Origin of the sequence: Hylemonella gracilis ATCC 19624, from assembly GCF_000211835.1 — a bacterium.
Classification (GTDB): domain Bacteria; phylum Pseudomonadota; class Gammaproteobacteria; order Burkholderiales; family Burkholderiaceae_C; genus Hylemonella; species Hylemonella gracilis.
In genome coordinates this window covers 28,138-54,126 of the sequence record NZ_AEGR01000029.1, presented here as the reverse complement: position 1 = coordinate 54,126, position 25,989 = coordinate 28,138, and the positions used below count along the sequence as shown (strand labels likewise).

General features: G+C 64.8%; 21 protein-coding genes and 1 riboswitch. Of the genes, 5 read left to right on the top strand and 16 right to left on the bottom strand.

Going from position 1 to position 25,989, the window contains the following annotated elements:
• Positions 1–97 precede the first annotated feature (97 nt).
• The 11 genes from HGR_RS02275 to HGR_RS02225 all read right to left on the bottom strand — a co-directional run bounded on the left by HGR_RS02275 (position 98) and on the right by HGR_RS02225 (position 13,299).
• The gene (locus HGR_RS02275) at positions 98–733 is read right to left on the bottom strand and encodes an urea amidolyase associated protein UAAP2 (RefSeq protein ID WP_006296447.1); all 636 of its coding nucleotides are present in this window, start codon (positions 731–733) and stop codon (positions 98–100) included.
• A 10-nt stretch (positions 734–743) separates the two neighbouring features.
• On the bottom strand, positions 744–1,493 hold the full coding sequence (locus HGR_RS02270; RefSeq protein ID WP_006296446.1) for an urea amidolyase associated protein UAAP1: 750 nt from the start codon (positions 1,491–1,493) through the stop codon (positions 744–746).
• The gene (locus HGR_RS02265; RefSeq protein WP_006296445.1) at positions 1,490–2,287 is read right to left on the bottom strand and encodes an ABC transporter ATP-binding protein; all 798 of its coding nucleotides are present in this window, start codon (positions 2,285–2,287) and stop codon (positions 1,490–1,492) included. The genes HGR_RS02270 and HGR_RS02265 overlap by 4 nt, the downstream gene beginning before the upstream one ends.
• On the bottom strand, positions 2,284–3,099 hold the full coding sequence (locus HGR_RS02260) for an ABC transporter permease (protein ID WP_006296444.1): 816 nt from the start codon (positions 3,097–3,099) through the stop codon (positions 2,284–2,286). The genes HGR_RS02265 and HGR_RS02260 overlap by 4 nt, the downstream gene beginning before the upstream one ends.
• A gap of 92 nt (positions 3,100–3,191) precedes the next feature.
• Positions 3,192–4,253, bottom strand: a complete 1,062-nt coding sequence (locus HGR_RS02255; RefSeq protein WP_406564750.1) for a putative urea ABC transporter substrate-binding protein — start codon at positions 4,251–4,253, stop codon at positions 3,192–3,194.
• 76 nt (positions 4,254–4,329) lie between these two features.
• Positions 4,330–4,437: riboswitch (guanidine-I (ykkC/yxkD leader) on the bottom strand.
• 133 nt (positions 4,438–4,570) lie between these two features.
• Positions 4,571–5,581 (bottom strand): response regulator, encoded by a 1,011-nt coding sequence (locus HGR_RS02250; RefSeq protein WP_006296442.1) that lies wholly within the window; start codon positions 5,579–5,581, stop codon positions 4,571–4,573.
• On the bottom strand, positions 5,578–9,636 hold the full coding sequence (locus HGR_RS02245) for a response regulator (protein ID WP_081463416.1): 4,059 nt from the start codon (positions 9,634–9,636) through the stop codon (positions 5,578–5,580). Before HGR_RS02245 ends, HGR_RS02250 begins: the two co-directional genes overlap by 4 nt.
• Before the next feature lie 318 nt (positions 9,637–9,954).
• Positions 9,955–10,401 (bottom strand): hypothetical protein, encoded by a 447-nt coding sequence (locus tag HGR_RS02240; RefSeq protein ID WP_138922365.1) that lies wholly within the window; start codon positions 10,399–10,401, stop codon positions 9,955–9,957.
• Positions 10,402–10,446: 45 nt separating this feature from the next.
• Positions 10,447–11,841, bottom strand: coding sequence for a metalloprotease PmbA (gene pmbA / locus HGR_RS02235; protein WP_006296439.1), 1,395 nt, complete (start codon positions 11,839–11,841; stop codon positions 10,447–10,449).
• A 56-nt stretch (positions 11,842–11,897) separates the two neighbouring features.
• Positions 11,898–12,893, bottom strand: a complete 996-nt coding sequence (locus HGR_RS02230) for an SRPBCC family protein (RefSeq protein ID WP_006296438.1) — start codon at positions 12,891–12,893, stop codon at positions 11,898–11,900.
• Positions 12,874–13,299, bottom strand: coding sequence for an ArsR/SmtB family transcription factor (locus HGR_RS02225; protein WP_006296437.1), 426 nt, complete (start codon positions 13,297–13,299; stop codon positions 12,874–12,876). Before HGR_RS02225 ends, HGR_RS02230 begins: the two co-directional genes overlap by 20 nt.
• Positions 13,300–13,520: 221 nt before the next feature.
• Here HGR_RS02225 and yjgA point away from each other — a divergent pair, with 221 nt between their 5' ends.
• A complete protein-coding gene (gene yjgA, locus HGR_RS02220) occupies positions 13,521–14,183 on the top strand; it encodes a ribosome biogenesis factor YjgA (protein WP_006296436.1) in 663 nt (220 codons plus the stop codon).
• The gene (gene mog / locus HGR_RS02215) at positions 14,176–14,805 is read left to right on the top strand and encodes a molybdopterin adenylyltransferase (RefSeq protein WP_006296435.1); all 630 of its coding nucleotides are present in this window, start codon (positions 14,176–14,178) and stop codon (positions 14,803–14,805) included. Before yjgA ends, mog begins: the two co-directional genes overlap by 8 nt.
• Before the next feature lie 38 nt (positions 14,806–14,843).
• Here the strand turns inward: mog and HGR_RS02210 are convergent, their stop codons facing one another.
• Complete coding sequence (locus HGR_RS02210) at positions 14,844–15,761, bottom strand: LysR family transcriptional regulator (RefSeq protein WP_006296434.1); 918 nt, start codon at positions 15,759–15,761, stop codon at positions 14,844–14,846.
• An 86-nt stretch (positions 15,762–15,847) separates the two neighbouring features.
• Here HGR_RS02210 and HGR_RS02205 point away from each other — a divergent pair, with 86 nt between their 5' ends.
• Complete coding sequence (locus HGR_RS02205; protein ID WP_006296433.1) at positions 15,848–16,831, top strand: sodium-dependent bicarbonate transport family permease; 984 nt, start codon at positions 15,848–15,850, stop codon at positions 16,829–16,831.
• A 54-nt stretch (positions 16,832–16,885) separates the two neighbouring features.
• Positions 16,886–17,764 (top strand): EamA family transporter, encoded by an 879-nt coding sequence (locus HGR_RS02200; protein ID WP_006296432.1) that lies wholly within the window; start codon positions 16,886–16,888, stop codon positions 17,762–17,764.
• A gap of 387 nt (positions 17,765–18,151) precedes the next feature.
• Here the strand turns inward: HGR_RS02200 and cysE are convergent, their stop codons facing one another.
• Positions 18,152–18,925, bottom strand: a complete 774-nt coding sequence (cysE, locus tag HGR_RS02195; protein ID WP_006296431.1) for a serine O-acetyltransferase — start codon at positions 18,923–18,925, stop codon at positions 18,152–18,154.
• A gap of 33 nt (positions 18,926–18,958) precedes the next feature.
• Positions 18,959–19,723: an RNA methyltransferase gene (locus tag HGR_RS02190; RefSeq protein WP_006296430.1), complete on the bottom strand. Its 765-nt coding sequence runs from the start codon at positions 19,721–19,723 to the stop codon at positions 18,959–18,961.
• A 727-nt stretch (positions 19,724–20,450) separates the two neighbouring features.
• On the opposite strand from HGR_RS02190, the gene HGR_RS02185 reads away from it, so the two are divergent.
• Entirely contained in the window at positions 20,451–21,326 is an 876-nt protein-coding gene (locus tag HGR_RS02185; protein ID WP_006296429.1) for an inositol monophosphatase family protein, read from the top strand.
• A gap of 77 nt (positions 21,327–21,403) precedes the next feature.
• Here HGR_RS02185 and HGR_RS17935 read toward each other — a convergent pair whose 3' ends face one another.
• Both HGR_RS17935 and HGR_RS16695 read right to left on the bottom strand, forming a co-directional pair.
• Positions 21,404–23,080, bottom strand: coding sequence for a methyl-accepting chemotaxis protein (locus HGR_RS17935; RefSeq protein WP_006296428.1), 1,677 nt, complete (start codon positions 23,078–23,080; stop codon positions 21,404–21,406).
• A 98-nt stretch (positions 23,081–23,178) separates the two neighbouring features.
• Positions 23,179–25,902 carry a bifunctional diguanylate cyclase/phosphodiesterase gene (locus tag HGR_RS16695; protein WP_006296427.1) on the bottom strand — a complete coding sequence of 908 codons (2,724 nt, stop codon included), beginning with the start codon at positions 25,900–25,902 and terminating at the stop codon, positions 23,179–23,181.
• Positions 25,903–25,989: the final 87 nt, after the last annotated feature.

Here is a 25,989-nt window from a genome sequence, read left to right as displayed (position 1 = left end):
GCGGGCCGTCCCGCGCTGGGTATGACCGCGCCATGGCCGTCCATGGCGGGAGCAGTGACTCTGCTACGTCGGCAATTGCCAGGCTTAGGCTTGGACTTCAGTTCCAGACCAACACTTCGGCCGGTGTGGGGTTCCAACCGTTGCAGGGGTTGTTGAGCTGTGGGCAGTTGGAGATCAGCGTGATCACATCCATCTCGGCGCGCAGCTCCACGTACTTGCCCGGCGCGGAGATGCCGTCCTCGAAGGTCAGACCGCCCTCGGGCGTGACCGGCACGTTCATGAAGAAATTGATGTTCGCGCCGATGTCGCGCTTGCCCAGGCGCCCGTCGTGCAGGCAGGCGCAGAGGAAGTTGTCGCGGCAGCTGTGCATGTAACGCTTGCCCAGGGCGTAACGCACGCTGTTGCTCTCCTGCGCGCAGGCGCCGCCCAGGGTGTCGTGGCGGCCGCAGGTGTCGGCCACGATGGTCAGCAGCGGATTGCCTCGGTTGGAGTAAAGCACCGTTCCCGTGGTCAGGTAGACCTTGTTCTGGCGGCGCAGGGTGCGCTGCGCGTCATAGCGCTCGCGCGGGTTGGTCGCGCTGTAGAACAGGGTGTCCACGGCCTGGTTGCCTTCGAGGTCGAGGATGCGCAGGGTCTGGCCCTTTTTGACCTCGAGCAAATAAGGTTCGCCGGCCGGAATGACGTGGCGGAAATGGGCCTGCTCGGCCCGCAGGGTGCTGGCGGTGAGTGTCATGCGAGGCTCCTCACAGAAAAAGCCGTTCGGTGTTGTGGAAGGCGCGCGCGTTCTCGGGGCGCGAGGCGCGGCAGGCCGCGGCCGGGTCTCCGCCCTTGTCGGTGCGCCAATTCAGCCGCACGGGGCGGGGTGCGTACTCCGGGTTCGGGTCCATCGGGTGTTGCAAGGCCGTCAGCACGACCAGCGTGTCCATGGGCGCGTACAACTCGACGTAGTCGCCGGGCTGGGAGTGGTCGGGCACGAAATGGAAAGCGCCCTCGGCATCGACCGTGACCTTGCTGAACAGGTTGAGCACCATCAGCAGGTCGGGCAGGTCCAGGTTCCACTTGCCCATCTCGACCAGCAGGTTGTCCACGCCATTGCGGAAGAATCCATTGCGCAGTTCCTGGTAACGGCCGCTGCCGTACTTCTCGCGCACCTCGGCCGCGTCCAGCACGCCGCCCAGGCTGTCGTGCCAGCCGCAGCTGTCGGCGGTGATGGCGGCCAGCACGCGGCCCATGTCCGAGTACAGGCAATGACCCGCGGTGAGCTTGGCGGTGTGCTGGCCCTTGAGCGTGTCCGGCAGGTTCAGGCGTTCGCTGTGCTCGTGGGCGTTGAGCAGCATCAGGCTGACGTTGGCACCGCCGCTCAGATCGGTCACGCGCAGCGTCTGGCCGCGCTGGAGCACGAAAGACAGGTGACCGCCGCCGGGCACCGTCTCCTCGTAGAGTTCGGCGCGCAAGGCCGGTGCCTCGTCGCGCGGTTCAAGGTTCAAGTTCATTCAGCCTCCTGGCGATGTTCGTTCAGCAGATGCGGCGGCAAGGCGGCAATCGCCTCGCGGGCCGACTTGCGGTCGGCGTTGAGCCGGATGTCGTAGGTGATGCGCGCGCCGTAGGCCAGCGGCGCGTGGGGGTCGTGGCGCACCTTGTCGAAGACCAGCAGTCGCGTGCCCAGATGAAAGCCTTCGCTGAGATCGTGCGTGACCATGAAGACGGTCAGACCCGTCTCGCGCCACAGGTCCAGCAGCAGCGCATGCATGTCCTTGCGGATGCCGGGGTCGAGCGCGCCGAAGGGTTCGTCCAGCAGCAGCAAGCGCGGGCGTGCGATCAGCGCCTGCGCGATGGCCAGGCGCTGCTGCATGCCGCCCGACAGCTGGCTCGGGTACTGGCGCAGCGCATGGCCCAGGCCCACGCGCTCCAGCATCTGCGCGGCCTGCGCGCGTGCCGCCTTCTTGGCACCACCCCACAGGCGCCCGGTCAGGCGCGCGCGCGGCAGTTCCAGCCCCAGGGCCACGTTGTCCAGCACGGTCAGGTGCGGGAATACCGAGTAACGCTGGAAGACCACGCCCCGGTCGGCGTCGGGCTCGTCGCACAGCGGCCGTTCCTGCAGCAGCAACTGCCCTTTGCTGGGGCGCTCCTGCCCCAGCAGCAGGCGCAGGAAGGTGGACTTGCCGCAGCCGGAGGCGCCCACCAGAGTGCAGAACTCGCCTTCGTCCACGGTGAGGTTCAGGCCTTCGAGCACCACGTGCTCGCCGTAACGCTGCCAGACGTTGCGGATGTCCAGGTAGGCACTCATGTGCGCCCTCCTTCCGACCAAGGGAAGAGCCAGCGGTTGAGTCCGCGCAAGCCCCAATCCATCAACCAGGCCAGCAAGGTGATCCAGACCACGTAAGGCAGGATCACGTCCATGGCCAGGTAACGACGCACCAGGAAGATGCGGTAGCCCAGGCCGGCGGTGGCGGAAATCGCTTCGGCGGAAATCAGGAACAGCCAGGCCGAGCCCAGCATCAGCCGCAGCGACACCAGCAGGCGTGACAGCAGCTGCGGCAGCACCACGCGCAAGACCAGCGTCCAGCTGTTGGCGCCCAAGGTCTGGGCCTTGACGAACAGCTCCTGCGGGATTTCGCGCGCGCGCTGCTCCAGGTCACGCGCCAGGATGGGCGCGACGCCGATCACGATCAGCATGACCTTGGACAGCTCATCCAAGCCGAAGACGATGAAGAGGATGGGCAGCACGGCCAGCGGCGGCACCATGGAGACCACGGTCATCATGGGCGACAGCGGCGCGCGCAGCAGGGGGAACACGCCCGCGGCCACGCCGAACACCAGGCCCGTCAGGGCCGCGATGCCCAGACCCAGGCCCAGGCGGATCAGGCTGGCCGCGGTGTCGCTCCACAGCAGGTAGTCCCCACTGCGCTTGTCGGCCTCGAAGGCCATGCGCCCCATGGCATCCGCCATCTGTGTCAAGCCGGGCAGCAGTTTGTCGTCCGGGTTGTCGGCCAGGCGCGCCGACGAGGCGATGCCGTAGACCAGCACCAGCAGGATCAGCGGCAGCAGCGCGAGCAGCCAGCGCCCGCCCCGACCAGGTTGGCGGTTGATGAATCGCATGGGGACTTTCCTTCAGGCGTCAGCGAGGATCCGCCGGCATGTCGTTCGGCGGGCTGGCCCGACCGCGGTCAACGGCCGGGTGCGTCCGAAGCTCAGAGCTTGCCCTCGGCGGCCTGTTGCATGTAGCTCGCGTCGAAGCGCAGCTTCACGTTCTTGGCGTTGCCGTTGACCTTGCCGCCGGGGAATGCCACGCCGATCGCGTCCGCGCTCTTGGCGCCATCGCCCAGCAGGCCCTTCTCGAAGGAGAACTGAGAGACGCGCTTCATGATCGCGGGCAAATCGGCGCTGGTGGTGAACTTGCTCGCGTCAGCGGCCGTGTAGTACATGGCCGTGGTCTTGAGTTGAGCTTCATAGCCCGGCAGGTCCGTGCCCGAAGCCTTGGCCATGTGCGTGAGCGCGGCCGCGTTCTTGGCCTTCATCAGCGCCATCACCTCGTACCAGGCACCGGTCAGGGCCTTGCCGAGGGCGGGGTTGTCCTTGAGCGTCTGGGTGTTGACCACCATCAGGTCCAGGATTTCGCCGGGGATCTTGCTCGAATCGAACACCAGGGACGCGCCAGGCGCGGCCTTGATTTCGGAGAGCTGCGGGTTCCAGGCCACGGCCGCCTTGACCTGCGAGGTAGCGAAGGCGGCGACGATGTCGGCGTCCGAGGTGTTGACCACCTTCACGTCCTTCTCGGACAGGCCCGCGCTTTGCAGCGCGCGCGCCAGCAGGTAATGGGACACGGACAGTTCCACCAGGTTCACGTCCAGACCCTTGAGGTCCTTGACCGTCTTGCCTGCGCCCTTGAGCACGATGCCGTCGTTGCCGCTGGAGTAGTCGCCCACGATCAGGGCCGTGCTGTCCACGCCGCCCGCTGCGGGGATGGTCAGCGCGTCCATATTCGTCATGGTGCAGCCGTCGAACTTGCCCGCGGTGTACTGGTTGATGGACTCGACGTAGTCGTTGAGCTGGGTCACTTTGATCTCGATGCCGTATTTCTTGGCCCACTTGCTCACGATGCCCGAAGCCTGGGCGTAGTCCCAGGGCATCCAGCCCGCGTAGATGGTCCAGCAGACATCGAAGGTTTTCTTGGGCGCGGCATGGGCCGACAGGCCCAGCAAGGCGGCGAGAGCGAGCACGGAAACACCGAACAGGCGACGCAGATTCATGATGGCACTCCGGTAAGAGGTGGCGTTGAATGGACAAAAGAGCACGGCGCGGGAGCAGCACGGCACTGTGGCCTTGCTTCTCTCCCGGGCTTTTGTCCCGCCGTGTAACCCCGAACCGAGGTCGCCAGCTCTCGGACCAGACATCCGCATGCATGGCATGCGAACCGGAACCCTAGCCAACCATTGAGGTGATGCAGCGCTGAGGCTGCTCCCGTGTCATTCGGCATGCAAGCACCATGCCAGGAATATGCCGAGTCCGCGCAGTCAGAACGCACCGAGGCGGTGCACGGCGCGGTGACGCCTCGCCAAAAGAAGAGGCGTCAGCCCGGCTCGGTCGCCCCGTGGGTGACTTCAAAGACATCCCAGTTCTCCTTCAGGTTCATGATTTTCGGAAGGATCGCGAGGAAGTTGTCAATCAGGCGGGGATCGAAATGCGTGCCCGAACCCTCGCGCATGAACGCCACGACGCGCTCGACGGGCCAGGGCTCCTTGTAGGGCCGGCGCACCATCAGCGCGTCGAACACGTCGGCGATGGCGACGATGCGGGCCGATTCCGGGATGCCCTCGCCCGACAGGCCATCCGGATAGCCGCTGCCATCCCATTTCTCGTGGTGCCGCAAGGCGACTTCCGCCGCCATCTCGAAGACAGGTGAATGGCTCATGCGCAGGATGTCGTAACCGATGCGCGTGTGGGTCTTCATGATTTCCCATTCTTCGCCGTTCAGCTTGCCGGGCTTGCGCAGAATCTCACCCGGAATGCCGATTTTCCCGGTGTCGTGCATCGGTGCCGCCAGTTCAAGATCGCGGCAGGCTTCCGCGCTCCAACCGATGGCGAGGGCGAGCTCACGGGCGTACGAGGCCATGCGCCAAATGTGCACCCCGGTGTCGTTGTCGTTGTAATGCCCCGCCTTGCCGAGCATGGAGATTGCGTCGTGGTAGCTCTGCTCCAGCTGACTGGCCTGAACCAGTGAGAGATGGGTTTTGACCCGGGCCCGCGTCGTGGCGGGCGTGATGGGCTTGACGATGTAGTCGACCGCGCCGCACTCGAACCCCTTGGCTTCGTCCCAGACATCGGCCATGCTGGTGACGAAGATCACGGGGATGTGGGCCGTCGCCGGATTGCGCTTCAAGGCCAGGCAGGTGCTGTACCCGTCCATGTCTGGCATCTGGATGTCCAGCAAGATCAGGGCTGGGTGGTGCGCCAATGCAGCGGCCAAGGCTTCCTGGCCGTTGCGGGCGTACACCAGCCGGTGATCACGGCTGAGCACCTGGCGCAGTGCGTCCAGGTTCAAGGGCTCATCATCGACGGCGAGAATGGGACCGACATTCATGGCTCGATTTCCTTTTCTGTGTTCAAAGTCGCGGCCAGCTCGCGGACCAGGCCCTCGGCACCGCGAAAGTCGTAGGCCGCGAGCGCCGCTCGCAGCGCGCCAAGGTAGGCCGTTGGAATCTGCGACGACAGAGCGTCCAGCACGGGCTCGACCTGTTCAGGATCGTCGGAACGCAGGGCCACGCTGAGCCGCGCCAATCCCGCGCTCCCCCCACCCAGCAGGGCATCGGCGGGCTGCATGTTGGCCGCGCTCGTTGCTGCCTCCTTGGTCAGGGAGTCGGCACTGTAAGCCGCAATCGCCCGGAACGCCTCCTCCATCGCGGTTTGCAACGCCATCAGGACGTCCTGGGCATCCTGCCCGTCGCGCAGCAGAAGCTCCATGCGTCCCGCCAGGTCGGCGACTTGCTCCAAGCCGAGCTGCGCCGCCGCCCCTTTCACCTGATGGGCCAAGGCCGCCGCTGGCTCGGGCGGCAACTCGGCCAGACGCCCGGCCGTCGCGCGATGGCTGGCGGTGAACTTGCGCAAGTAGGTGATCAGATTGGCCGGTTCCCCCCACACCCGCAGCGCACGTTCAGCATTCAAGACCGTGGGGCCCGCCGCCGCGTGATCGATCTGCGGTGCCTGCGGCGGCGTCACGAGCTGGATCGGTGCGGACACCTCCGGCGCATGGCTGGAGCGGCGCACCAGATCCAGAATGGCTTGCACGAGCTGGTCCACCTCAAAGGGCTTGGCGACAAAGTCGTCAACGCCGGCTTCCAGCGCCAAGGCCCGCTGCGTCGAGAATGCGCCAGCGGTGAGGGCGATGACCGGCAAAGCGGCCAAGGCATCCATGCTGCGGATCATCCGGGTCGTGACATACCCGTCCATCACGGGCATCTGCATGTCCATCAGCACGACGTGGAAGGCATAGGGCTGCTCCCTGAGCATGGCCAAGGCCGTTTGTCCATCTTCCGCCGTGGCCACCAAGGCGCCTTCCCCGGCGAGGATGTTGCGCGCGACATCACGGTTGATCTCGCTGTCGTCCACCACCAGCACGCGCATCTCCTGAAGCCGTCGTGATGACCGCACGCGCACGATCTCCGCATCCAACTCTCCCCGATGGCGCCGAGCCTCCAGCACCGCGTTGTACAAACCTGAACTGGTGATGGGCTTGCAAATGATGGCATCGGTGGCTCGCGCCCCTTCTTGCCGCGCGAGGCGCTCTCGCTCGTAGGCGGTGACCATGACGATGATGGGGGCCGTCTCGCATTCGCTCAACTCACGGATTTGCACCGCGGCGACCAGGCCATCCATGCCAGGCATGTGCCAATCCAGCAGGAGCAGGTCATACGGTTCCGACAAGGCGCCGGTGGCGCGTGACACGGCCTCTTCACCCGTGGCCACGGCGTCCGCGTGCCAGCCGAGGCTGTGCGCGATGTCCACCAGCACCTTGCGCGTCGCTTCATGGTCATCCGCGATCAGGACCCGCAAATGCGCCATGTCTGGCAAGGCGCTGTCCATCGGGTTGCTGAGCTCAAACGGCAACTCGAAATGAAAGTTGCTGCCTTGCCCTGGCGCGCTGTGCACCTGCAAGCGGCCTCCCATCAGCGCCACCAGATGCCTGCTGATCGCCAGCCCCAAGCCGGTACCCCCAAAACTCCGCGTGGTCGAGGTGTCGGCCTGGCTGAAAGCATGGAAGATCATTTCCTGCTTGTCGGGAGCGATGCCGATCCCCGTGTCACGCACGCTGAAACGGAGCATGACACGGCCATTGCCCGTGTCCGGCAGGCGGTCCACGCGCACTTCCACCTCCCCCTGCCCGGTGAACTTGATCGCGTTGCTGGCGAGGTTGACCAGCACCTGCCCCAGACGCAGCCGGTCACCGATGAGATAGTTCGCGCCGTCCGGCGGCGGCCCCACAACGAGCTCCAGCGGCTTGCTCCCGAGGGACGCGGACATGATGCTGGCCAAGTTGTCCAAGACGTCGGAGAGACGGAACGGCACCTGCTCGATCACCATGTGCTGCGCCTCGATCTTGGAGAAGTCCAGCACATCGTTGATGATGGTCAGCAAGGTTTTCCCGGCTGCATGGATCTTCTGCACCATTTCGCGGGACGTGGGAGACAGCGATTGCTGTTCGAGCAGATAACACAGGCCGAGGATCGCGTTCATCGGCGTGCGGATTTCATGACTCATGTTGGCCAGGAAATCGCTCTTGGCCTGGGTGGCATCCTCGGCCTTCTGCTTGGCCTTGACCAGCGCTTCCTCGGCCTGCTTGAGCACGGTGACGTCCGTCGACACCACGATGTAACCGCACACCACGCCCTCCTCGAAAACGGGAAGAAAGTTGGCCAGGGTGTTGATCGTCTTGCCATCGGGCAGGGTCACGGCGCGCTCCATGACCTGAGGCTCGCCCCGAAGGGCGGCTTGAATATAGGGCTCGTTCAAACGGAACAATTCCTCACCCATCAGCTCCTGGCGTGAGATGCCATTCATTTCCTCCGGGGAGCGGCCGAACCATTTTTGGTAGGTTCGATTGGAATAGCGGCACCGCATGTCCGTGTCCCAGTAGGACACCAGTCCCGGCAAGGCATCGATCAGGGAATGCAAAAAGCGCTCACTGGCGGCCAGCCGGGCGGTTCTCTCCTTGACCTGCTCCTCGAGGGAGGCATTGAGTTCGAGCATGCTCTTGCGAGCAATCAACTCGTCGGTCATGTCGTGGAGGGTCGAGGCGGCACCGACCACCTGCCCATCGGCATCGCGCACCGGCGAAGCGGTGACCATCACGTCGATCAAGGTTCCGTTGCGCCGCAAGCGCTGGGTGGCGATAGGCGCCACGGTTTCTCCGCGTCCGATGCGCGCGAGGATGGACAGTTCCTCGGCCTGCCTGTCCGCCGGAACGATGAGCTCGGACAAGGTCTTGCCCACTGCTTCCCACGAGGCATAGCCAAAAATCTCGGCTGCGGCACGGTTCCAGCTCGTCACGCGCCCATGCAAATCCTTGCCAATGATGGCGTCGCTCGTGCCGTCCAGGATCGCGGCCAGCCTCGCATCCTCGATCAGAGCCTGCCGGCGCCGCTGGGCGCTGACGAGCGAGACGTACAGGAGCAAGGCGACGAGCGCCGACGCGCCGACCATGAGTCCCACCACGTACCGAGGCGAGTTGAGCTGCATCGCTTGGATGAATACCGGGGTCGCGTTGACTTCAACCAGCCACCGGCGCCCATACAACTCCAAGGGCACGGTCCGGGTCAAGCCTTCGGCCGCTGGCGCATCCAGGGCGGAAGAGGAGAAGAAGCGCCGAGGCCCGCCCTGTTCTTCCGCGTCATAGAGATTCACGGCCAACTGAGGCCAGGGCAAGTCCATTTGGAAAACGACCTCACCGATGACCAAGGGGGTGTAGGCCAGACCGATGGCCAATCGCAGGCGATCTTGGGGTGCTTTCGCACGGACGTCCTCGGAATACACCGGCAGGAAAAACAGGAAGCCCTGATCCAGCTTGCCCGCGGCCTGCACCAGCGTCAAAGGCTGAGACAGCGTCGCGCGGTTCTCGCGCATGGCTTCAACGGCGGCGAGGCGGCGACGGCCCTCCGATCCGATGTCCAACCCCAGCGCGGCACGGTTCTGCGCCATGGGTTCGATGTATTGGATGACCAGGCGGTCGTCTGAGTGCGCCGCCAATTCCTTGATCTGAAAATCCGGGCCATGCTCGCTGCGCGCCAGGCGCAGGAACGCAGCTTCATTCGCGCGTGGCACCCGGCGTATGAAACCGAATCCATGAGAGCCGGGGAACTCCAGAGCGATGTCGCGGGATTGGCTATAGCGGAAAAACGCCCCGCGAGAGACCTCGTTCACGCCCGCTGAAATCACCGCGCCCCGCGTCCCCCTCAGACCATACTGATACAGCGTCATCCGCTGCTTCAACTGATCGACCACCGTGCGCGTCAGGGCGTCGAAACGAGAGGCTGTTTCGGCTTCCTGCGCGGCAGTCAGGATGAACCACGTCAAAGCCGCGGCGATGCATCCCGTCGCGAAAACGGTCAAGGACCAGGTCAACGGCCCAGATTTCTTGTGCATGTCACCCCCTTACACCTCGCCCGAGGGTCAAGTGCCCACCACCGGGAGGCCATCGAATGCCCCACAGCCGTTGCCCTTGACCAGGAAATCAGTGCTTTTTTGCGCGCGCGGCGCTCGGCGTCGCACGCACCTGACGGGTCGGAATCTTCAGCCGGCCACCTCAGATGCGCTGACGGCGCGGTCAACCACGCGATGCGTCAGCCCATCTTCGCACAGTTTCACCCTGTAGCAAACGGGGGTTTTTTGCCGGAAAGGGCGCCAAAGCAGATCTGCTCGTGGCCGTTGACACGGATCAGGTCCTGGAGGCCCGTCTTGGTTTCATTGCCCGGACTCTGCCGACACAGGCATCTCAGGCGCCGTCCCCAAAGGCCAGGTCAAGGTGGTCGGAACGCCCAAAGACTGGGGCAGTTTTTTCAGTTTTTCAGCGACGGGCCAATCACAGCGGCCCTGCTCTTCCAGCCAATAGACGGTGTTGCCTACCAGGACAATGCTGCCAGAAACCACCGCAGTGCCGGCAGCGAGACCCGCATACAGGGTCAACAAGGCGGTGCATTCATCCGTTTTGGAGCAATTCATCGGCGGGTTGTCCGTCAACAAGGCAACGCCCAGCTTGAGATGCCTCTGAACAATCTGGCAGTCTTCGTTGAACGAGGTCGTCTGGCGCGGGACCACCACGCAGCCCGCGATCGTGAACACGCTCAGGATCAGCAAGGCGCGCACGAATGCTGCCACGGGACGGAATGAAAGAAGCGTCGGTATGCGCATGGAATCCCTCATCAAAAGCAAAGCCCCCCGCCCAGCCCTCCAATCTCAGCTCCCCGCGACCTTCAGGCGATTAAGCAAGATGGAGCCCACCGTCTTGGCGCCGTAGTTGTACGTGTCGGCGCCCAGGGCTTCGATGCCGAGCAACATGTCTTTCATGTTGCCAGCGATGGTGATCTCCTCCACGGGGTGAACGATGCGCCCGTTCTCGACCCAGTACCCGCTGGCCCCCCGCGAATAATCACCCGTGACGTAGTTCACGCCCTGGCCCATGAGTTCCGTGACGAACAGTCCCGTGCCCAGTTTTCTCAGCATGGCGTCCAGGTCATCGCCGGGCTGTGTCAAACGGGAACTCAGGACCAGGTTGTGCGACCCACCCGCGTTGCCCGTGGTCTTCATGCCCAGCTTGCGGGCCGAATAGCTGCTCAGGAAATACCCATGAACCCGCCCGGCCTCGATCACCTTGCGCGCCTTGACGCGCACGCCCTCCTCGTCAAAAGGCGAACTGCCCTTGCCGCGCGGCACGAACGGGTCTTCCAGCAGGTCAATGTGCGCGGGCAGCACCTGCTTGCCCAGCGAATCCAGCAGGAAACTGCTCTTGCGGTAGAGCGCGCCGCCCGACAAGGCTTGCACCAGGGCCCCCAGCAGGCCCGCGGCCAGCGGCGACTCGAACAACACCGGCACTTCACGGGTGCTGATCTTGCGCGCCTTGAGGCGGCTGAGCGCGCGCTCGGCGGCATAGCGACCAATGGCTTCGGGCGCGGCCAGTTCATCCGGGTGGCGCTGGGAGCTGTACCAGTAATCGCGCTGCATGCCGTCACCCCGGCCAGCGATGGGCGACACCGAGACCGTGTGGCGCGAACTGGCGTACCCGCCGCGAAAGTCCGGCGCGCTGCCGTCCATGGCCCGATGGGCGCTGAAGAAGTGGGATTGCTGGGCCGAGACCGAGGCGCCTTCGCTGTTGGTGATGCGTTTGTCCGTCTTGAAGGCCGCGGCTTCGGCGGCGCGCGCGATGTCCGAGGCCTGCTCGCTGGTGATGGCCCAGGGGTGGAACAAGTCCAAGTCACGCCCTGCCTCCGCCAGCCCGACCACATCGTCCCCATCGGGCAGTCCAGCGGCCGGGTCTTCCGCGGTGAAGCGAGCGATGTCATAGGCCGCTTGCACCGTTTGTTCGATGGCGGCCAGGGAAAAATCAGAAGTGCTGGCATTGCCGCGCCGTTGCCCCAGGTACACCGTGACACCCAGGGACTTGTCGCGGTTGCGCTCGACGTTCTCCAGCTCGCCCTGGCGCACCGAGACCGACAGGCCACAGCCTTCGGAAACCTCGGCACCGGCCGCGCTGGCGCCCAGTTTCTTGGCATGGGCAAGGGCCTGGTCCACCAGGCTCTCGAAGGTGGCGCGGCTGTAGCTGAAGCCGCTTTGCGGTGTGGTCGTCGAATTCATGGCGGGCAATGATACTTGCCCCCTCTTTTCACCACGGCTGGGCGCCCAAGGCCCCTTCAAGCCAGCAGGGCCTCTTCAAGGCGGTCGAGCGAGGCCGTCCAGCCCCCGGTCATGCCGGAACGCGCGTCGACGAAGGTCTGGATCTCGACCTCGCTGGCGTTCAGCGGCTCCCATTCGATGGTCACGCGGGTCTCGTTCAACCACTCTTCCGAGAAGGTCACAGTGGTGAGCAGGGTCTCCGGCCAGGTCGGCGCCAGGGGATGCCGCGCGACCTGGCCTTGTTCATCGGTAAATTGCTGCTCGTAGACGATGCGCGCTTGCGCTGCATGGACCTCTGACATGACCGGGGGAGAGACCTCGCGGTAGGTCGCGCGGCCGTGCATCGTCCCATGCTCACCCTTCATCGTGGAATACAGGCTCTTGCCCGGCGCGATTTCACCGCGCATCGTCATGTTCCCGCCCTTCGGGGCCATCCACTTCGCAAGGTGCTGGGGATTGCTCCACATCTCGAAGACACGAGTGATGGGTGCGTTGAACGAGCGATGAATGAAAAAGGCCCGCTTGCCACGACGCCCCTGACCATCGCCAGGATATTCGGCCAGGTACTCGGCCAGCCGGTCCCAGGTCGAATTGCCGCCAGCCTGCTTGATGAACTGCCGCGTCTGCGCGGCGGCCTCCGCCGTGGCCAGCGCCATCGTCATGTCCATCTGCGTTTTAGGCTGTGCTTGGCCTTGCACCTCGGAGAAAGTGACCGTGACGCGAAACAGCGGTGGCCCGTTCTCGTCGCTCGCGCCGTGGTCGTAGACCATCTTCGCGTGGGGCACGATCTCGAGGTAGCGCGTGTAGTTCGGCCAATCCTTGCCATCGGGACCGTGCATGGTGTAGCGCCAATGACCACCGACACGGAAGTCCTTGTGGTGCGTGGTCAGGGTGAAGCCACGCGGCCCCCACCATCGCGCCACATGCTGGGGATCGGTCCAGGCATCCCAGACCAGTGCGACGGGCGCGTCATAGACACGGACGATGCGGATTTCATTGGGCTTTGCCTGCATGGCGTTTTCCTTTTCTTTTGGGTTTGGCTTGGAGTTGGGGGGCCTGGCCGGGCTTTTGCGATTCCGAGGCCAGGGGTTGAGATGCCTGCAGTTCCTGTAGGTAGTCGCCCAAGCGGTCCAGGCTGGCCTCCCACATGCGGCGGTATTCCTCGATCCAGTCGGTCGCTTCCTTCAGGGGCTGCGGATTCAAAGAGCAGGTGCGCCATTGCGCGGCGCGGGTCTTGCGCACCAGGCCAGCGCGCTCCAGCACCTTGAGGTGCTTGGTCACGGCGGGCAGGCTCATGTCGCTAATGAACGGTTGCGCGAGATCGGAGACGTTCGCGTCCCCACGCGCGAGCTGCGCCAGGATGGCCCGGCGAGTCGGGTCCGCGAGCGCGGAGAAGGTCTGGCTGAGTCCGTCAGACATGAGTTTTGCACCTTGTCTAATTAATTAACCATTTGGCTAATTTACCTAAAGGTTAAATATAAATCACAAAGCCGTCAAGCGTCCGGCACCCCTGGCCTTGCTGAATGCAGGCAACGGGTCGGCCCCGCAGGGAAGTGACCGTCAGAAGGAAGCAGGGCAAGGTGTCGGCGCCCGAGGCCTGGCTTGGGGGCCTCGGTTGGGCGCGGCTATGATTCCGGGCTATGTCCCGCAAGCCCACCAAAGGTTATTACGTCAAAGGCCAGTTCGTCGCGGAAGGCAGCGAACTGGACCTGGAACTCAAACGCGAACTCAAGGGCGATGTCGACGTCAGCCGGACCGACCTCAAGCGCGAAAGCACGGAACTGCAGAAACTCGGCGAAGCCCTGCTCACGCTGCGCGCCGACCTCTTGAACCGGCTGGACCTGCCCGACAAGCTGCTGGACGCGCTGACCGAGCTGCAACGCATCACGAATTTCGAAGGCCGCCGCCGCCAGAGCCAATTTGTTGGCAAGCTGATGCGCCAGCTGCCGCCTGAGACGCTCGAAGCGGCCCGCGCCGCCCTGACCGAGCAGCATCTGCCCTCCGCCCAGGAAACCGCCCTGCTGCACACCGCCGAGCAGTGGCGCGAACAGCTGATCGCCGACGACGCGGCGCTTGCGCGGTGGATGAGCGATTTCCCAGACACCGACAGTCAGCAGCTGCGTGCGCTGGTGCGCCAAGCCCGCAAGGACGCCGTGCCCGCAGACCCGGCGGCCATCTCCCAAGGCAAGGCGCCGCGCCAGGGCCGCGCCTACCGCGAGCTGTTCCAGCTGCTGCGCGCGCAACTGGCAGGCGCGGTGGCGTCGGCGGACCCAGCCCCGGACGAGACGCCCGACGATGAGTGAGATCGCCCCCAACTCCTCCACGATCATCTCGGCCAGCTCCGCTGACCCGGTGCGGATCGGCATCGTCTCCATCAGCGACCGTGCCTCCAGCGGGGTGTACGAGGACCAGGGCCTGCCCGCGCTGCGCGACTGGCTCACGCGCGCGCTGAAGAACCCCATCACCTTCAAGTCACGCCTGATCCCCGACGAAGCAGCGCAGATCAGCGCGGCCTTGATCGAGCTGGTGGATGCCGGTTGTTCGCTGGTGCTGACCACCGGCGGGACGGGGCCCGCGCCACGCGACGTGACCCCCGAAGCCACGCTGGCCGTCGCGCACAAGGAAATGCCGGGCTTCGGCGAACAGATGCGCCAGATCAGCCTGCGCTTCGTGCCCACCGCCATCTTGTCGCGTCAGGTCGCCGTGATCCGGGGCAAGAGCCTGATCATCAACCTGCCGGGTCAACCGAAGGCCATCCAGGAAACGCTGGAGGGTTTGAAGGACTCGGAAGGCAAGTCGATCGTGCCAGGCATCTTCGCCGCCGTGCCCTACTGCGTGGACCTGATCGGCGGCCCCTACCTGGAAACCCGGGACGAGGTCTGCAAGTCGTTCCGACCCAAATCGGCGATTCGTCCCCCCGTCTGAGCCTGAGCGCGGCGGGACGCATCGCGTCTTCGCCGCCCTCAACGCGCGGCCTGGCTTTGCGGGACCAGTTGCCCGGCCTGAGCCAGCAGTTGCTGACGAAACACCTCCGCGATCGGCGTCATGCGCTTGCCCTTGGGGTAGACGATGTGCCACTGCGATGCGATGGGAAACCCCGCCACGTCCAGCACGGCCACGCCTTGCGTGCCCGGCCGGGGCGCAAGAGCGTGCACCGAAATCACCGCCAGGCCCAGCCCACCCGCCACGGCCTCGCGCACGGCCTCGTTGCTGCCCAGTTCCATCCTTAGCTCGGGTGCAAAACGCTGTTTGCGGAAATGCGCATCGGTGGCCAGCCGCGTGCCCGAGCCCTGTTCGCGCAGGATGAAGCGGGTGCCACGCACGTCCTGCAACTGCAGCCCTGGCTTGCGCGCGAGCGGATGGGTGGTGCTGGCGATCAATACCAAGGGGTTGGGCAGGAATACCTGATCCTCTAGATCCAGTTCAGCGGGCGGGCGGGACATGATGTAGAGGTCGTCCAGGTTCTCGCGCAAGCGCCCCACGACACCATCGCGGTTGAGCACCTCCAACGCAACCTCCACCTCGGGATGACGGCTGCAGAAATGCCCAAGCAGACGCGGAACAAAGTACTTGGCGGTGCTGACCACCGCGACCTTGAGCCGGCCGCGCGTCAAACCCTTGAAGCCGTCGATGGTCTGTCCAAAAGCGTCCCACTCACTGGCCATGCGGCGTGCCGTGCGCACCAACTCCAGACCGGCCTCGGTCAGGTGCACGCGGCGCGCCACCACTTCGTAGAGCGGCAGTCCCACGGCCTCGCTGACCTCGCGCAGTTGCATGGAAGCCGTGGGCTGGGTCACGTGCATGGCGCGGGCGGCGCCACTGACGCTGCCGGTCTCGGCCAAGGCGAGAAAGAGCCGCAGCTGACGGAAAGTCACATTCATAGATAAATCTCTATGCATCAAAGCCTGAATATCGATTTTACTTTTGAGATGGTCCCTCGCATCATCGGTGTCTCTGGAGTGAACCGATGCAGAACCTGCTTGACCCCGCCATCCTCTTCTTCGTGTTCGGCATGCTGGCCGGCGCACTGAAATCCAACCTCGAAATCCCCGCGCCGATCTCCCGCTTCCTGTCGCTCTACCTGCTGATGGCGTTGGGCCTCAAGGGCGGCTTCGCGCTCTCGCGCTCTGGCCTGACCAGCGAGGTCGCCATCAGTCTGGGCTGCGCCCTGCTGCTGGCCGTGACCGTGCCGCTGCTGGGCTACCGCCTGCTGCGGCAGCTGGTCTCGCCCTTCGACGCCGCGGCGCTCGCGGCCACCTACGGTTCGGTCAGCGCGGTCACCTTCGTCACAGCGACCCAGTTCCTCGACAACCAGCAGATCGCCTATGGCGGCTACATGGCCGCCGCCATGGCGCTGATGGAATCACCCGCCATCGTGCTGGCGGTGCTGTTGGCCAACGCCCACCGGCGGCAGGCCGGCGCGACCTTGTCGCCCGGCAGCGCACCGGCCAACGTGGGGGTGGGCATTGGCCCGATGCTGCGCGAATCACTGACCGATGGAGCCCAGCTGCTGCTCTTGGGCGCCATGGTGATTGGCATGCTGTCGGGCGAAGCCGGGAAGGTGGCGATGCAACCCTTCTCGGGTGATCTGTTCAAGGGCATGCTGGCCTTCTTCCTGCTGGACATGGGCCTGCTGACCGCCCGCAACCTGCGGCAGCTGCCACGCCAGTCGCCTTGGCTGCTCGGCTACGCGGTGCTGGCGCCCCTTGCCCATGCGGCTTTGGCCCTGCTGCTGGCCCGCTGGCTCAACGTACCGACCGGGGACGCGATCCTGCTGATGGTGCTCGCGGCCAGCGCGTCTTACATCGCCGTTCCCGCGGCCTTGCGGCATGCCATCCCCGAAGCCCAACCCGCGTTGTACTTCGGCATGTCACTGGGCGTGACCTTTCCGCTCAACATCCTGCTGGGCATCCCGCTCTACGCCTGGGTGGCACAATCGACGCTGAACTGAAGCGGCGGGCCTGGACGCTAGCCCGCCACCCGCGTCTCCACCGCCCGCCTGAACTTGCCGCTCTCCCATCTCCTGCTCGCCCTCGCCGTGGTTGCGGTCTGGGGCACCAACTTCGTCGTCATCAAGGTCGGGCTGGGTGAGATGCCTCCGCTGCTGTTCGCGACGCTGCGTTTCGCGCTCAGCTCACTGCCGCTCTTGCTCTTCGTACGGCGGCCCGCCGTGGCGTGGCGGCACCTGATTGGCTACGGCCTGTTCATGGGCCTGCAATTCGCCCTGCTCTTCCTGGCCATGCGGCAGGACCTCTCGCCGGGCCTGGCTTCCCTGCTCATGCAGTCGCAGGTATTCTTGACCCTGCTCCTGGTGGCCGTGCTTCAGCACGAGCGCATGGCCTTGCCCCAGCTGGCGGCGCTGGCCATCGCGACCCTGGGGTTCGTGCTCATCGGCTGGCGGAGTTTCGACCAGAGCCATGCGGACGTGACGCCCTTGGGTCTGACGCTGGCTCTTGGAGGAGCGCTGTCCTGGGCCTGCGCCAACCTGATCTCGCGCAGCATCGGCAAGGTGGACATGCTGGGCTTCATGGTGTGGAGCAGCCTCTTCGCCATGCCGCCCTTGCTGCTCTGCGCACTGTGGATTGAAGGCCCCGCACAGTTGGCCGCAACGCTGCCCCACATCAGCCTGGCGGCCTGGGGGGCGGTTCTGTGGCAAGCCGCAGGCAACACCTTGTTCGGATATGGCGCCTGGGGCTGGCTGCTGGCGCGCCACCCGGCCGCCACCGTCACGCCGATGGCCTTGCTGGTCCCCATCTTCGGCATGGGTGCGTCCAGCCTGCTGTTGGGTGAGGAACTGCAGAGCTGGAAACTGGCGGCGACCGCATTGGTCATCGGCGGGTTGGCGCTGAATGTGCTGGCAGCCCGGCTGCCTCGCAAGAGGTGAGGCAAGAGCGCTTGGCACTTCACCATTGCCTCACCGCCTGAGTGCTTGGGGCAAAGACTGCACTCATCATGTCCCCCGCCCAAGCGACGCTTGGGCTCCTGCTTTACTTCGCTCCGCATTCACCCCAAGCACTCAGGCTCCGCCAGCAGGGCTGGATCACCGAGCCTCAGAAAAGAAGTGGGAGTGGGATCACAAGGGCGCTAGAACGCCGCTGCCCGAGGGCGCGGGGTGATTGCGCAGCTGCATCAAGGGGGAATTCAAAGACCGGGAGGTCTTTGAAGGAGGACAGCCGCGGAGCAATCACACCGCGTCCTCGGGCTACGCCAACGGCGCTGGATTGCCTGTCACCAAAGCGGGCGGACCCGACGACCCAGACGTATCGCTCTCTTACTTACCCACCAACTGACTCAGCTTCTCGCGCTCGAAGCATTCCTCACGCGCGGCATCGTCGGGCACGCAATCCCGAGCCTTCTGTCCAGCCGACACTTTCTCGATCGCCTGCCAGAGCAGAGCGATCTGATGGTCCTGACCGGCCGCGTTGTCGATCAGCCCGCGCAAGGCCTGCGACAGCGGATCATCGTTGTTCGTGACGCCGTAGGCGGAGAAACCCATGCGCGACGCAGCCTCCTCGCGCTTGGCATCGCCCTGCGCTTCGATGATGCGTGCCGGATTGCCCACGGCGGTGGCGCCGGCCGGCACGGGCTTGGTCACCACGGCCAGCGAACCGATGCGCGCACCCGCGCCGACCGTGAAGCCACCGAGCACACAGGCGTTAGCGCCGACGATGACGCCAGCCTCCAGCGTCGGGTGGCGCTTGGCGCCCTTGACCAGCGAAGTGCCGCCCAGGGTCACGCCCTGGTAGATCGTGCAGCCGTCACCGATTTCCGCCATTTCGCCGATCACCACGCCCATGCCGTGGTCGATGAACACGCGCTCACCAATCGTCGCGCCAGGATGGATCTCGATGCCCGTGAGCCAGCGGCTGCAGTGGGAAATGAAGCGCCCCAGCCACTTGAACCCGTGGGTCCAGCACGCATGCGCCCAGCGGTGGAACATCAGCGCATGCAGGCCGGGGTAGCAGGTCAGCACCTCCCAGGCGCTGCGCGCGGCGGGGTCTCGCTCGAGAATGCACTGGATGTCGGAACGCAGGCGGGCAAACATGAGGAATTCTTCTTTGCTTATGCGGGGGAGGAATTATCCCTTGGCCCGGGCGGCGGTTTCGAGCATGGCCTTGGCGACACCTCTGAGAATATGGACTTCCTCCTGCGTGAGCTGGGCTCGATTGAACAAGGCATTCAGACGCGGCATCAGCTTCTTGGGCGCGGCCGGGTCGAGGAAATCCACCGCAACCAGCGCCTGCTCCAAATGGGTCAGCAGGCCAGCGATCTGCGGTGCGTCAGCCAGCACGGATGGCGCCGTGGCGGGCGCGATCTCAAAGCCACCGAAGCGGGCCGAGAGCGCCTGTCGCCATTCGTAGGCAATGACCTGCAGCGCGGCGGCGAGGTTGAGCGAGCCGAACCGCGGATGGGTCGGAATGCTCAGGCAGACATGGGCGCGGTACACGTCCTCATTCTTCATGCCGTAGCGTTCAGACCCGAAGAGAAAAGCGATGCCTTGGCTCTCTTCTGTCGGCGCCGCGGCCACGAACTGCGCGAAATGTTCTCTCGGCGCGCGCGTGGGCGGGCCGAAGTCGCGCGGCGTCATGGCCGTGGCACAAAGGTGGGTCATGCCGTCCAGGGCTTCGTCCAGAGTCTCGACGATGCGGGCCCGGTTCAGCACGTCGTTGGCGCCGCTGGCGCGCTCGATCGTTTCCTGTCGCCGCAGCACATTGGCCCAGCGCGGGCGCACCAGCACCAGTTCTTCGAAGCCCATGGTCTTGATGGCCCGGGCGGCCGCGCCCACATTGCCGGCGTGGCTGGGTTCGATGAGGATGAAGCGAGTTCGGAAAGGCACAGTCATGGCGCCGATTGTCGCTGGCCTGGAATGACTGGAACAGGATGTCAGCATGGGAGGCGTCGCGGGAGCCGTGTGTGGCGACCCAGGCGCTCATGGGTGATGGTCGGCTTGCAGCCGACTGCGCGTTGACGGACGAGTATCAGCCGCTCCGGCATAACTCACTGCGCGCCCCTGGCGCTCCGTTCAAACACGATGCCGGAGATCAGAAACGAAGCGTTACGCTCACTGCGTGTAGCGTAACGCTGCGGCCTGATACCCGTCCGTCAACGCCATCACCCCGAAATCGCGCCTGGGCCGCCACACCCGACTCCCGCATGGGCACTGTGTCAGCATGCCACCCTGTGTGCGCCGACACTTTTGCCAAGCGCAAGCCGTGGCCCTGGGGCCGGGGCGCGATTTTGGGAGCGGCATCGTCAGGGGCATGACTGCCGCCGCGCCGCTACACGCAGTGAGCGGCGCATCGTTCATCTGGCTTCCGGCATCCTGTCTGAGCGTAGCGCCGCAGGCGCGCAGCGAGTTATGCCGGACAGGTGGTCATGCCCCTGACGATGCGCAGTCTGCGCAGCAGACCGCTCCCGCATGAGCGCCCCGGCCCCAGGGCCACGGCTTGCGCGTGCCAGGAGCCCCGGCCAAGCACGCCACTGGCTGGCAAAGTAGAATACCGCCCCTCACAGGCTTGCATCGCCAAGCCCTCCCGGCACAGCCGCCGTCACGCTCCTCCCCACAATCCATGTCGTCCACCCTGCACCCCATGCTCAACGTGGCCATCAAGGCCGCACGCGCCGCTGGCGCCATCATCAACCGCGCCGCCCTGGATGTTGAGTCCGTGCGGGTCTCGCAGAAGCAGGTCAACGATTTCGTGACCGAGGTGGACCATGCGAGCGAGGAAGCCATCATCGAGACACTGCTGACCGCCTACCCCGGCCACGCCATCCTGGCCGAGGAGTCGGGCCGCACAAAAGGCGCGCAGGATTCGGATTTCGTCTGGATCATCGACCCGCTGGACGGCACGACCAACTTCATCCACGGCTTCCCGGTCTATTGCGTCAGCATCGCGTTGGCGGTCAAGGGCAAGGTCGAGCAAGCCGTGGTCTACGACCCCACGCGCAACGACCTGTTCACCGCCACCAAGGGACGCGGCGCGTTCCTGAACGAGCGTCGCATCCGCGTGAGCAAACGCACCCAGATGGAACAGAGCCTGATCGCGACCGGATTCCCCTTCCGCAAGGGCGACGACTTCCCCAGCTACCTGGCGATGATGAGCGACATCATGCAGCGCTGCGCGGGCCTGCGCCGTCCGGGCGCGGCCGCCTTGGACCTCGCCTACGTGGCTGCGGGCCGCACCGATGGCTTCTTTGAAACCGGTCTCTCGCCCTGGGACGTGGCCGCGGGCTCGCTGCTTGTCACCGAGGCCGGAGGTCTGGTGGGCAACTTCACTGGCGAACCGGATTTCCTGGAGCACAAGGAATGCTTGGCCGCCAACCCGCGTATTTATGGCCAGATGGTGCCGCTGCTCAACAAGTACAGCAAGTTCGCGGGCGCCGAGGAAAAGTCGCTGGCGCGGCAAAACGCCGAGAAGCTCAAGCTGTCGCGTCCAGCCGTCTGAATGCCCAAGACAAGGCTCGCCGCTGTCGGCGGGCGCCTCCATCCATCGCGGGGACAGCGGGGACGGCGAGCACCGCTTTAGCGCATCGATGCCGTCAAAGACCTCGTCGGCGCTCTCGGGTGAAGACCCAAACGCTGCGATGAAACGCCTTGCGCGACGGTTTCGTGTGTCAGAGAGCCGCCAGAGCCTGGGGCGCCCGGCGCCCAGTCCTGTGACCCGGTCTTGAAGATGGCCGCCGAGTCCACCAACTCTTGGGCCTGACTCTTGAGGCTGTTGGCGGCAGCCGCCATTTGCTCCACCAGCGCCGCGTTCTGCTGGGTGACTTGGTCCATCTGCTGCACAGCCTCGCCAATCTGCGCCATCCCCTGGCTTTGCTCGGTGCCGGCCGCACTGATGTCACCCATCAAATCGGTCACGCGACGGATGCTGGTGACCACCTCTTGCATGGTGCTGCCCGCCTGATCCACCAAAGCGGCGCCCGCGTCCACGCGGTTCACGCTGTCGGAAATCAAGGCTTTGATCTCCTTCGCCGCCTCCGCGCTGCGCCCCGCCAAATTGCGCACCTCGCTGGCCACCACCGCGAAACCGCGGCCCTGTTCACCTGCGCGGGCCGCTTCCACGGCCGCGTTCAGCGCGAGGATGTTGGTTTGAAAAGCGATGCCATCGATCACGCTGATGATGTCGGAGATTTTCTTGCTCGCCTCGCTGATGCCCTTCATGGTCTCCACCACCTGCGTGACCACCTCTCCACCCTGAACGGCGACGGACGAGGCCTTCTGCGCGAGCTGATTCGCCTGACGAGAGTTGTCGGCGTTCTGCGTCACGGTGGAGGAAAGCTCCTCCATCGAGGCCGCGGTCTCCTCCAAGGCGCTGGCTTGGCTCTCGGTGCGCGAACTCAGGTTCTGATTCCCCTGCGCGATTTCGGCGCTCGCCATGGAGACCCTTTCGCTGCCATCACGCACACGCACGACCAAATTGGCGAGGTTACGCTGCATGACATCCAGGGATTGCAAAACCCGGGCGACTTCGTCGCGCCCCCGGACGTGAACCTCCCGGGTCAGGTCGCCTTGGGCCACCGCCTCCGAGAGCGTGACCGCCTGGTTCAAGGCACGCGCGATGCTGCGGATCAGCGTGATTCCGAACAGCCATGCAAAGGCGATGCCCAGCACGATGACGAGGACAGCCGTCGTGGAAATGGTTCTATAACGCGCCACCGCCGCCTCATATTCCTCCTTGGCCACGTCCAACTGGATGTTGATCAATTGCTGCGACTGCTGATTGGCCTGCTCATACAGCGGCAAGACCTTGTCCTTCACCAAGGACTCCAGCTGCGTGAAATCCCCCGCGCGCATGGCGGCGATGGAGGGCCGCAAGCCCTCCGCGACATAACGACCGCGAACCTCGGCGAAACGCTTGGCCACCTGGGACTCTTCCTCGGTCAGCATGGTCGCCATGTACTGCTGCCAACTCTTGGTGATGGTCGCGATGTTCGACTCGATGGACTCGGAGTTGGTTCGGACGCTGTCCGCGTCACGGGACATCACGGTCATCAGAACGAGCGTTCGGTTGCGCTGCATCAAGGCATCGATCCGGGCCAACTGGAAGACCGGAACGGTTCGGTCTTCGTAGACCGTCCTCAGTCCGTCACTCGTTCGATTCAAACCGTACAGCCCGAGGGCCCCAATCAAAGCCAACAACGCGGACAACACGGCCAGCAAAATCAGCAGCCGGGTCGAGATCTTGAAGTTGCTCATGAAGGCGCCCCCTGAGTTCGCCGCCCTCCGCGAAACCGGAGGTAAAGCGCCACTTCATTGCAGCTCAGGGACATGCCCCTGTCAATGCACCTCAATCTTTATGCGGAAACATCCAGCGCGTTCTGATCTGAGCCGAGCGATAGCCGCCGATCCAGCTCTTCCACGGGCAATGGGGGGGCGAACAGATACCCCTGGAAGGCATCGCACTGCCCCTCCAGCAGGAATTGCCACTGCTCCTGGTTCTCGACCCCTTCGGCGATCACCTGCAGCCCCAAGTTGTGGGCCAGGCCAATGATGGCGGCGCCAATCGCCGCGCTGTTCGCATTGTCCGGCAGGTCACTCACGAAGGATTTGTCGATCTTGAGCCGATCCAAAGGCAGACGTTGCAGATAGCACAAGGACGAATAACCGGTTCCGAAGTCGTCGAGCGAGAAGCCGATGCCATGCCTCTTGAGCGCGGCCATCTTTTCAATCACACCTTCCACGTCGAGCAAGAACATGCTCTCGGTCAGCTCCAGCTTGAGCCGACTCGGAGAAGCACCGGTGCGGCGCACCGTCTCGAGAACCTTCACCACGAAGTCAGGCTGGCTCAGCTGACGGGCGCTGATGTTCACCGCAGCGAACAATTCGGCCGTGGACGCATGGGCCGCCCAGGCCACCAACTGGCGGCAGGTCTGCTCCAGCACCCAATCACCCAGCGGCAGGATCAGGCCGCACTGCTCGGCCACGGGAATGAACCGGGCTGGCGACACCATGCCCATCTCGGGATGCTGCCAACGCACCAGGGACTCGACGCCGATGATGCGGCGCTTGCGATCCAGGATGGGCTGGTAATGCAGCAGCAGCTCGCAACGCTCCAGCGCCCGGTGCAGATCGGACTGCAGTTGGGCGTTCGCGCTGGTGTGGGCCTGCATCTCAGGCTCGAAGAAGCTGAGGGTGTTTCGCCCCTGGGCCTTGGCTTCGTACATCGCCATGTCGGCTTGCCTCAGCAAATCGTCCAGCTTGCTGGACCCGCCCGCGAACAGCGTGATGCCCAGGCTGGGCGTGCTGTAGATCTGCCTGTCCGCGAGATGGTAGGGATGGGACAGTCGCTGCAGCAGATTGCGCCCCAAGGTCTCCGCGTTGCGGCGGGCTTCAGCCCAGCTGCCGCCCAGCGACTCCAGCAACAAGACAAACTCGTCACCCCCAAGCCGGGCCACCGTGTCCTGGGCCCGCACGATCTGGCGCAAGCGCGCGGAGACAGAGACCAGCAGCTGATCACCCAGATCGTGTCCCAAGGTGTCATTGAGACTTTTGAAGTTATCCAGATCGATGAGAACAATGGCGCCGATCTGCCCGCGTTCCTCGCTGGCCACCAAGCCACGGTCGAGCCGCTCGTGCAACAAGCGCCGATTGGGCAGACCGGTCAGGCTGTCATAGAAGGCCAGGCGCTCGATTTCAGTCTCGTGCTGCTTGCGTGCGCTGATGTCCATGCGCGTGCCCAGGACGTGCAGCGGTTGTCCGGAAGCGTCGCGCTGGATCACGCGGCCGAGACACTGCACCCAGACCCAGCCCCCGTCCTTGCGGCGCAGACGACATTCCACCTCGAACTTTGAAGTGTTGCCCCCCAAGTGCTGGGCAAACTGCTGAAGGAAAAAGTCCGCATCGTCGGGGTGGAGGTCGGCGCGCCAGTCGAACCCGCGCGCCTCGATCTCACCAAACTGGTACCCCTGGATGGCCGCCGCGCGGGCGTCGACCCGCATGTGATCGTCGGGAATGGAAAGCTCCCACAGGCCGAGAACCGCCCCCTCCAACGCCAGTTCCATGCGCTGCAAGTGTTCGATGCGCTCGTGGTCCTGGGCGTGCATCAGCCCATCCCAACGCGCGCGCCGGATTTGCGCCAGGCGCAGCATGCCGCAGCCCGCCAAAATGAGCACCGCCAGAGTGATGGCGTACACGGTCGCCAATCGTTGCCAAGGGCCATCCAAGGGACTGAGTTCACGGCTCAAAGTCAAAACCAAGGGCTGGTCGAGCATCAGCTCTCTTGAGCCCACGGTACGCCGCACCAGCAAACGGCGCGGCTGTCCAGCGACGTCAACGATATGCACCCCGGGCACGGGGCTGCTGCGCACGGCCGACGCGGTCGTGTCCAAGCGCCAGGTCGCCGCGGCTTGCGCGGTCCGCGGATCGCTGGCGAGCAAGCCAAGCAAGGTGCCGTCGGCCATGCTGAGGGAACTCCAGGTGTCGTCGGTCTCCAGCGCCATGCGTTGGAGCATGTTGAAGTAGTCCGCGCTCAGTTCAGCCACGACGAAATGCCGCGGCCGCCCCCACGCATCCAAGATGGGCAGGATCAGCCTCAGCGTGCCCCCGCCAGTCTGGGAGTCCGTCAGCACCCGCGTGTAGACCGTGTCAGCATCCTTCATGTCCGCCAAGCCCCGCAGGTCATCGGCCTCTGAGATCCTTGAGGGGGCCATGCGGCCGCCGCTGAGCAGGACCTTTCCCTCTCGATCCATGATCACGGCGCGCCGCACGCCATGCACCAGGGAACTGAATGCGGTGAGCAAGACCGTGCTGGCCGCGCGGTCAGAGGATTGCCACGCCTCGCGAATTTGGAACAGCGTCGCGCGGGCACTCTTCATGCGCCTCAGAAGCCCCCCTTCGATCGCGAGGGCCTGTCCGGTCAGGCGTTCAGAAGCCAGGGAGTGGACCAGATTTCGCTCGCTCAGCACCGAAAAAACGCACAGCAGGATGCTGAGCAAGACCAGCAGGCCCGCCACGATCCATTCGATGCGGCTTCGCTGGGCACTCGCGTTGAGGGGCATGCGCTCGCGTGCGTGGTTCATGCCAGCACGCTCCCCGTTGTGAAAAGGCCTGTGCATCGTTCGCTGAATGGGCGGATACCGTCGCCCACGACGCAGTCCTCCCCTCCC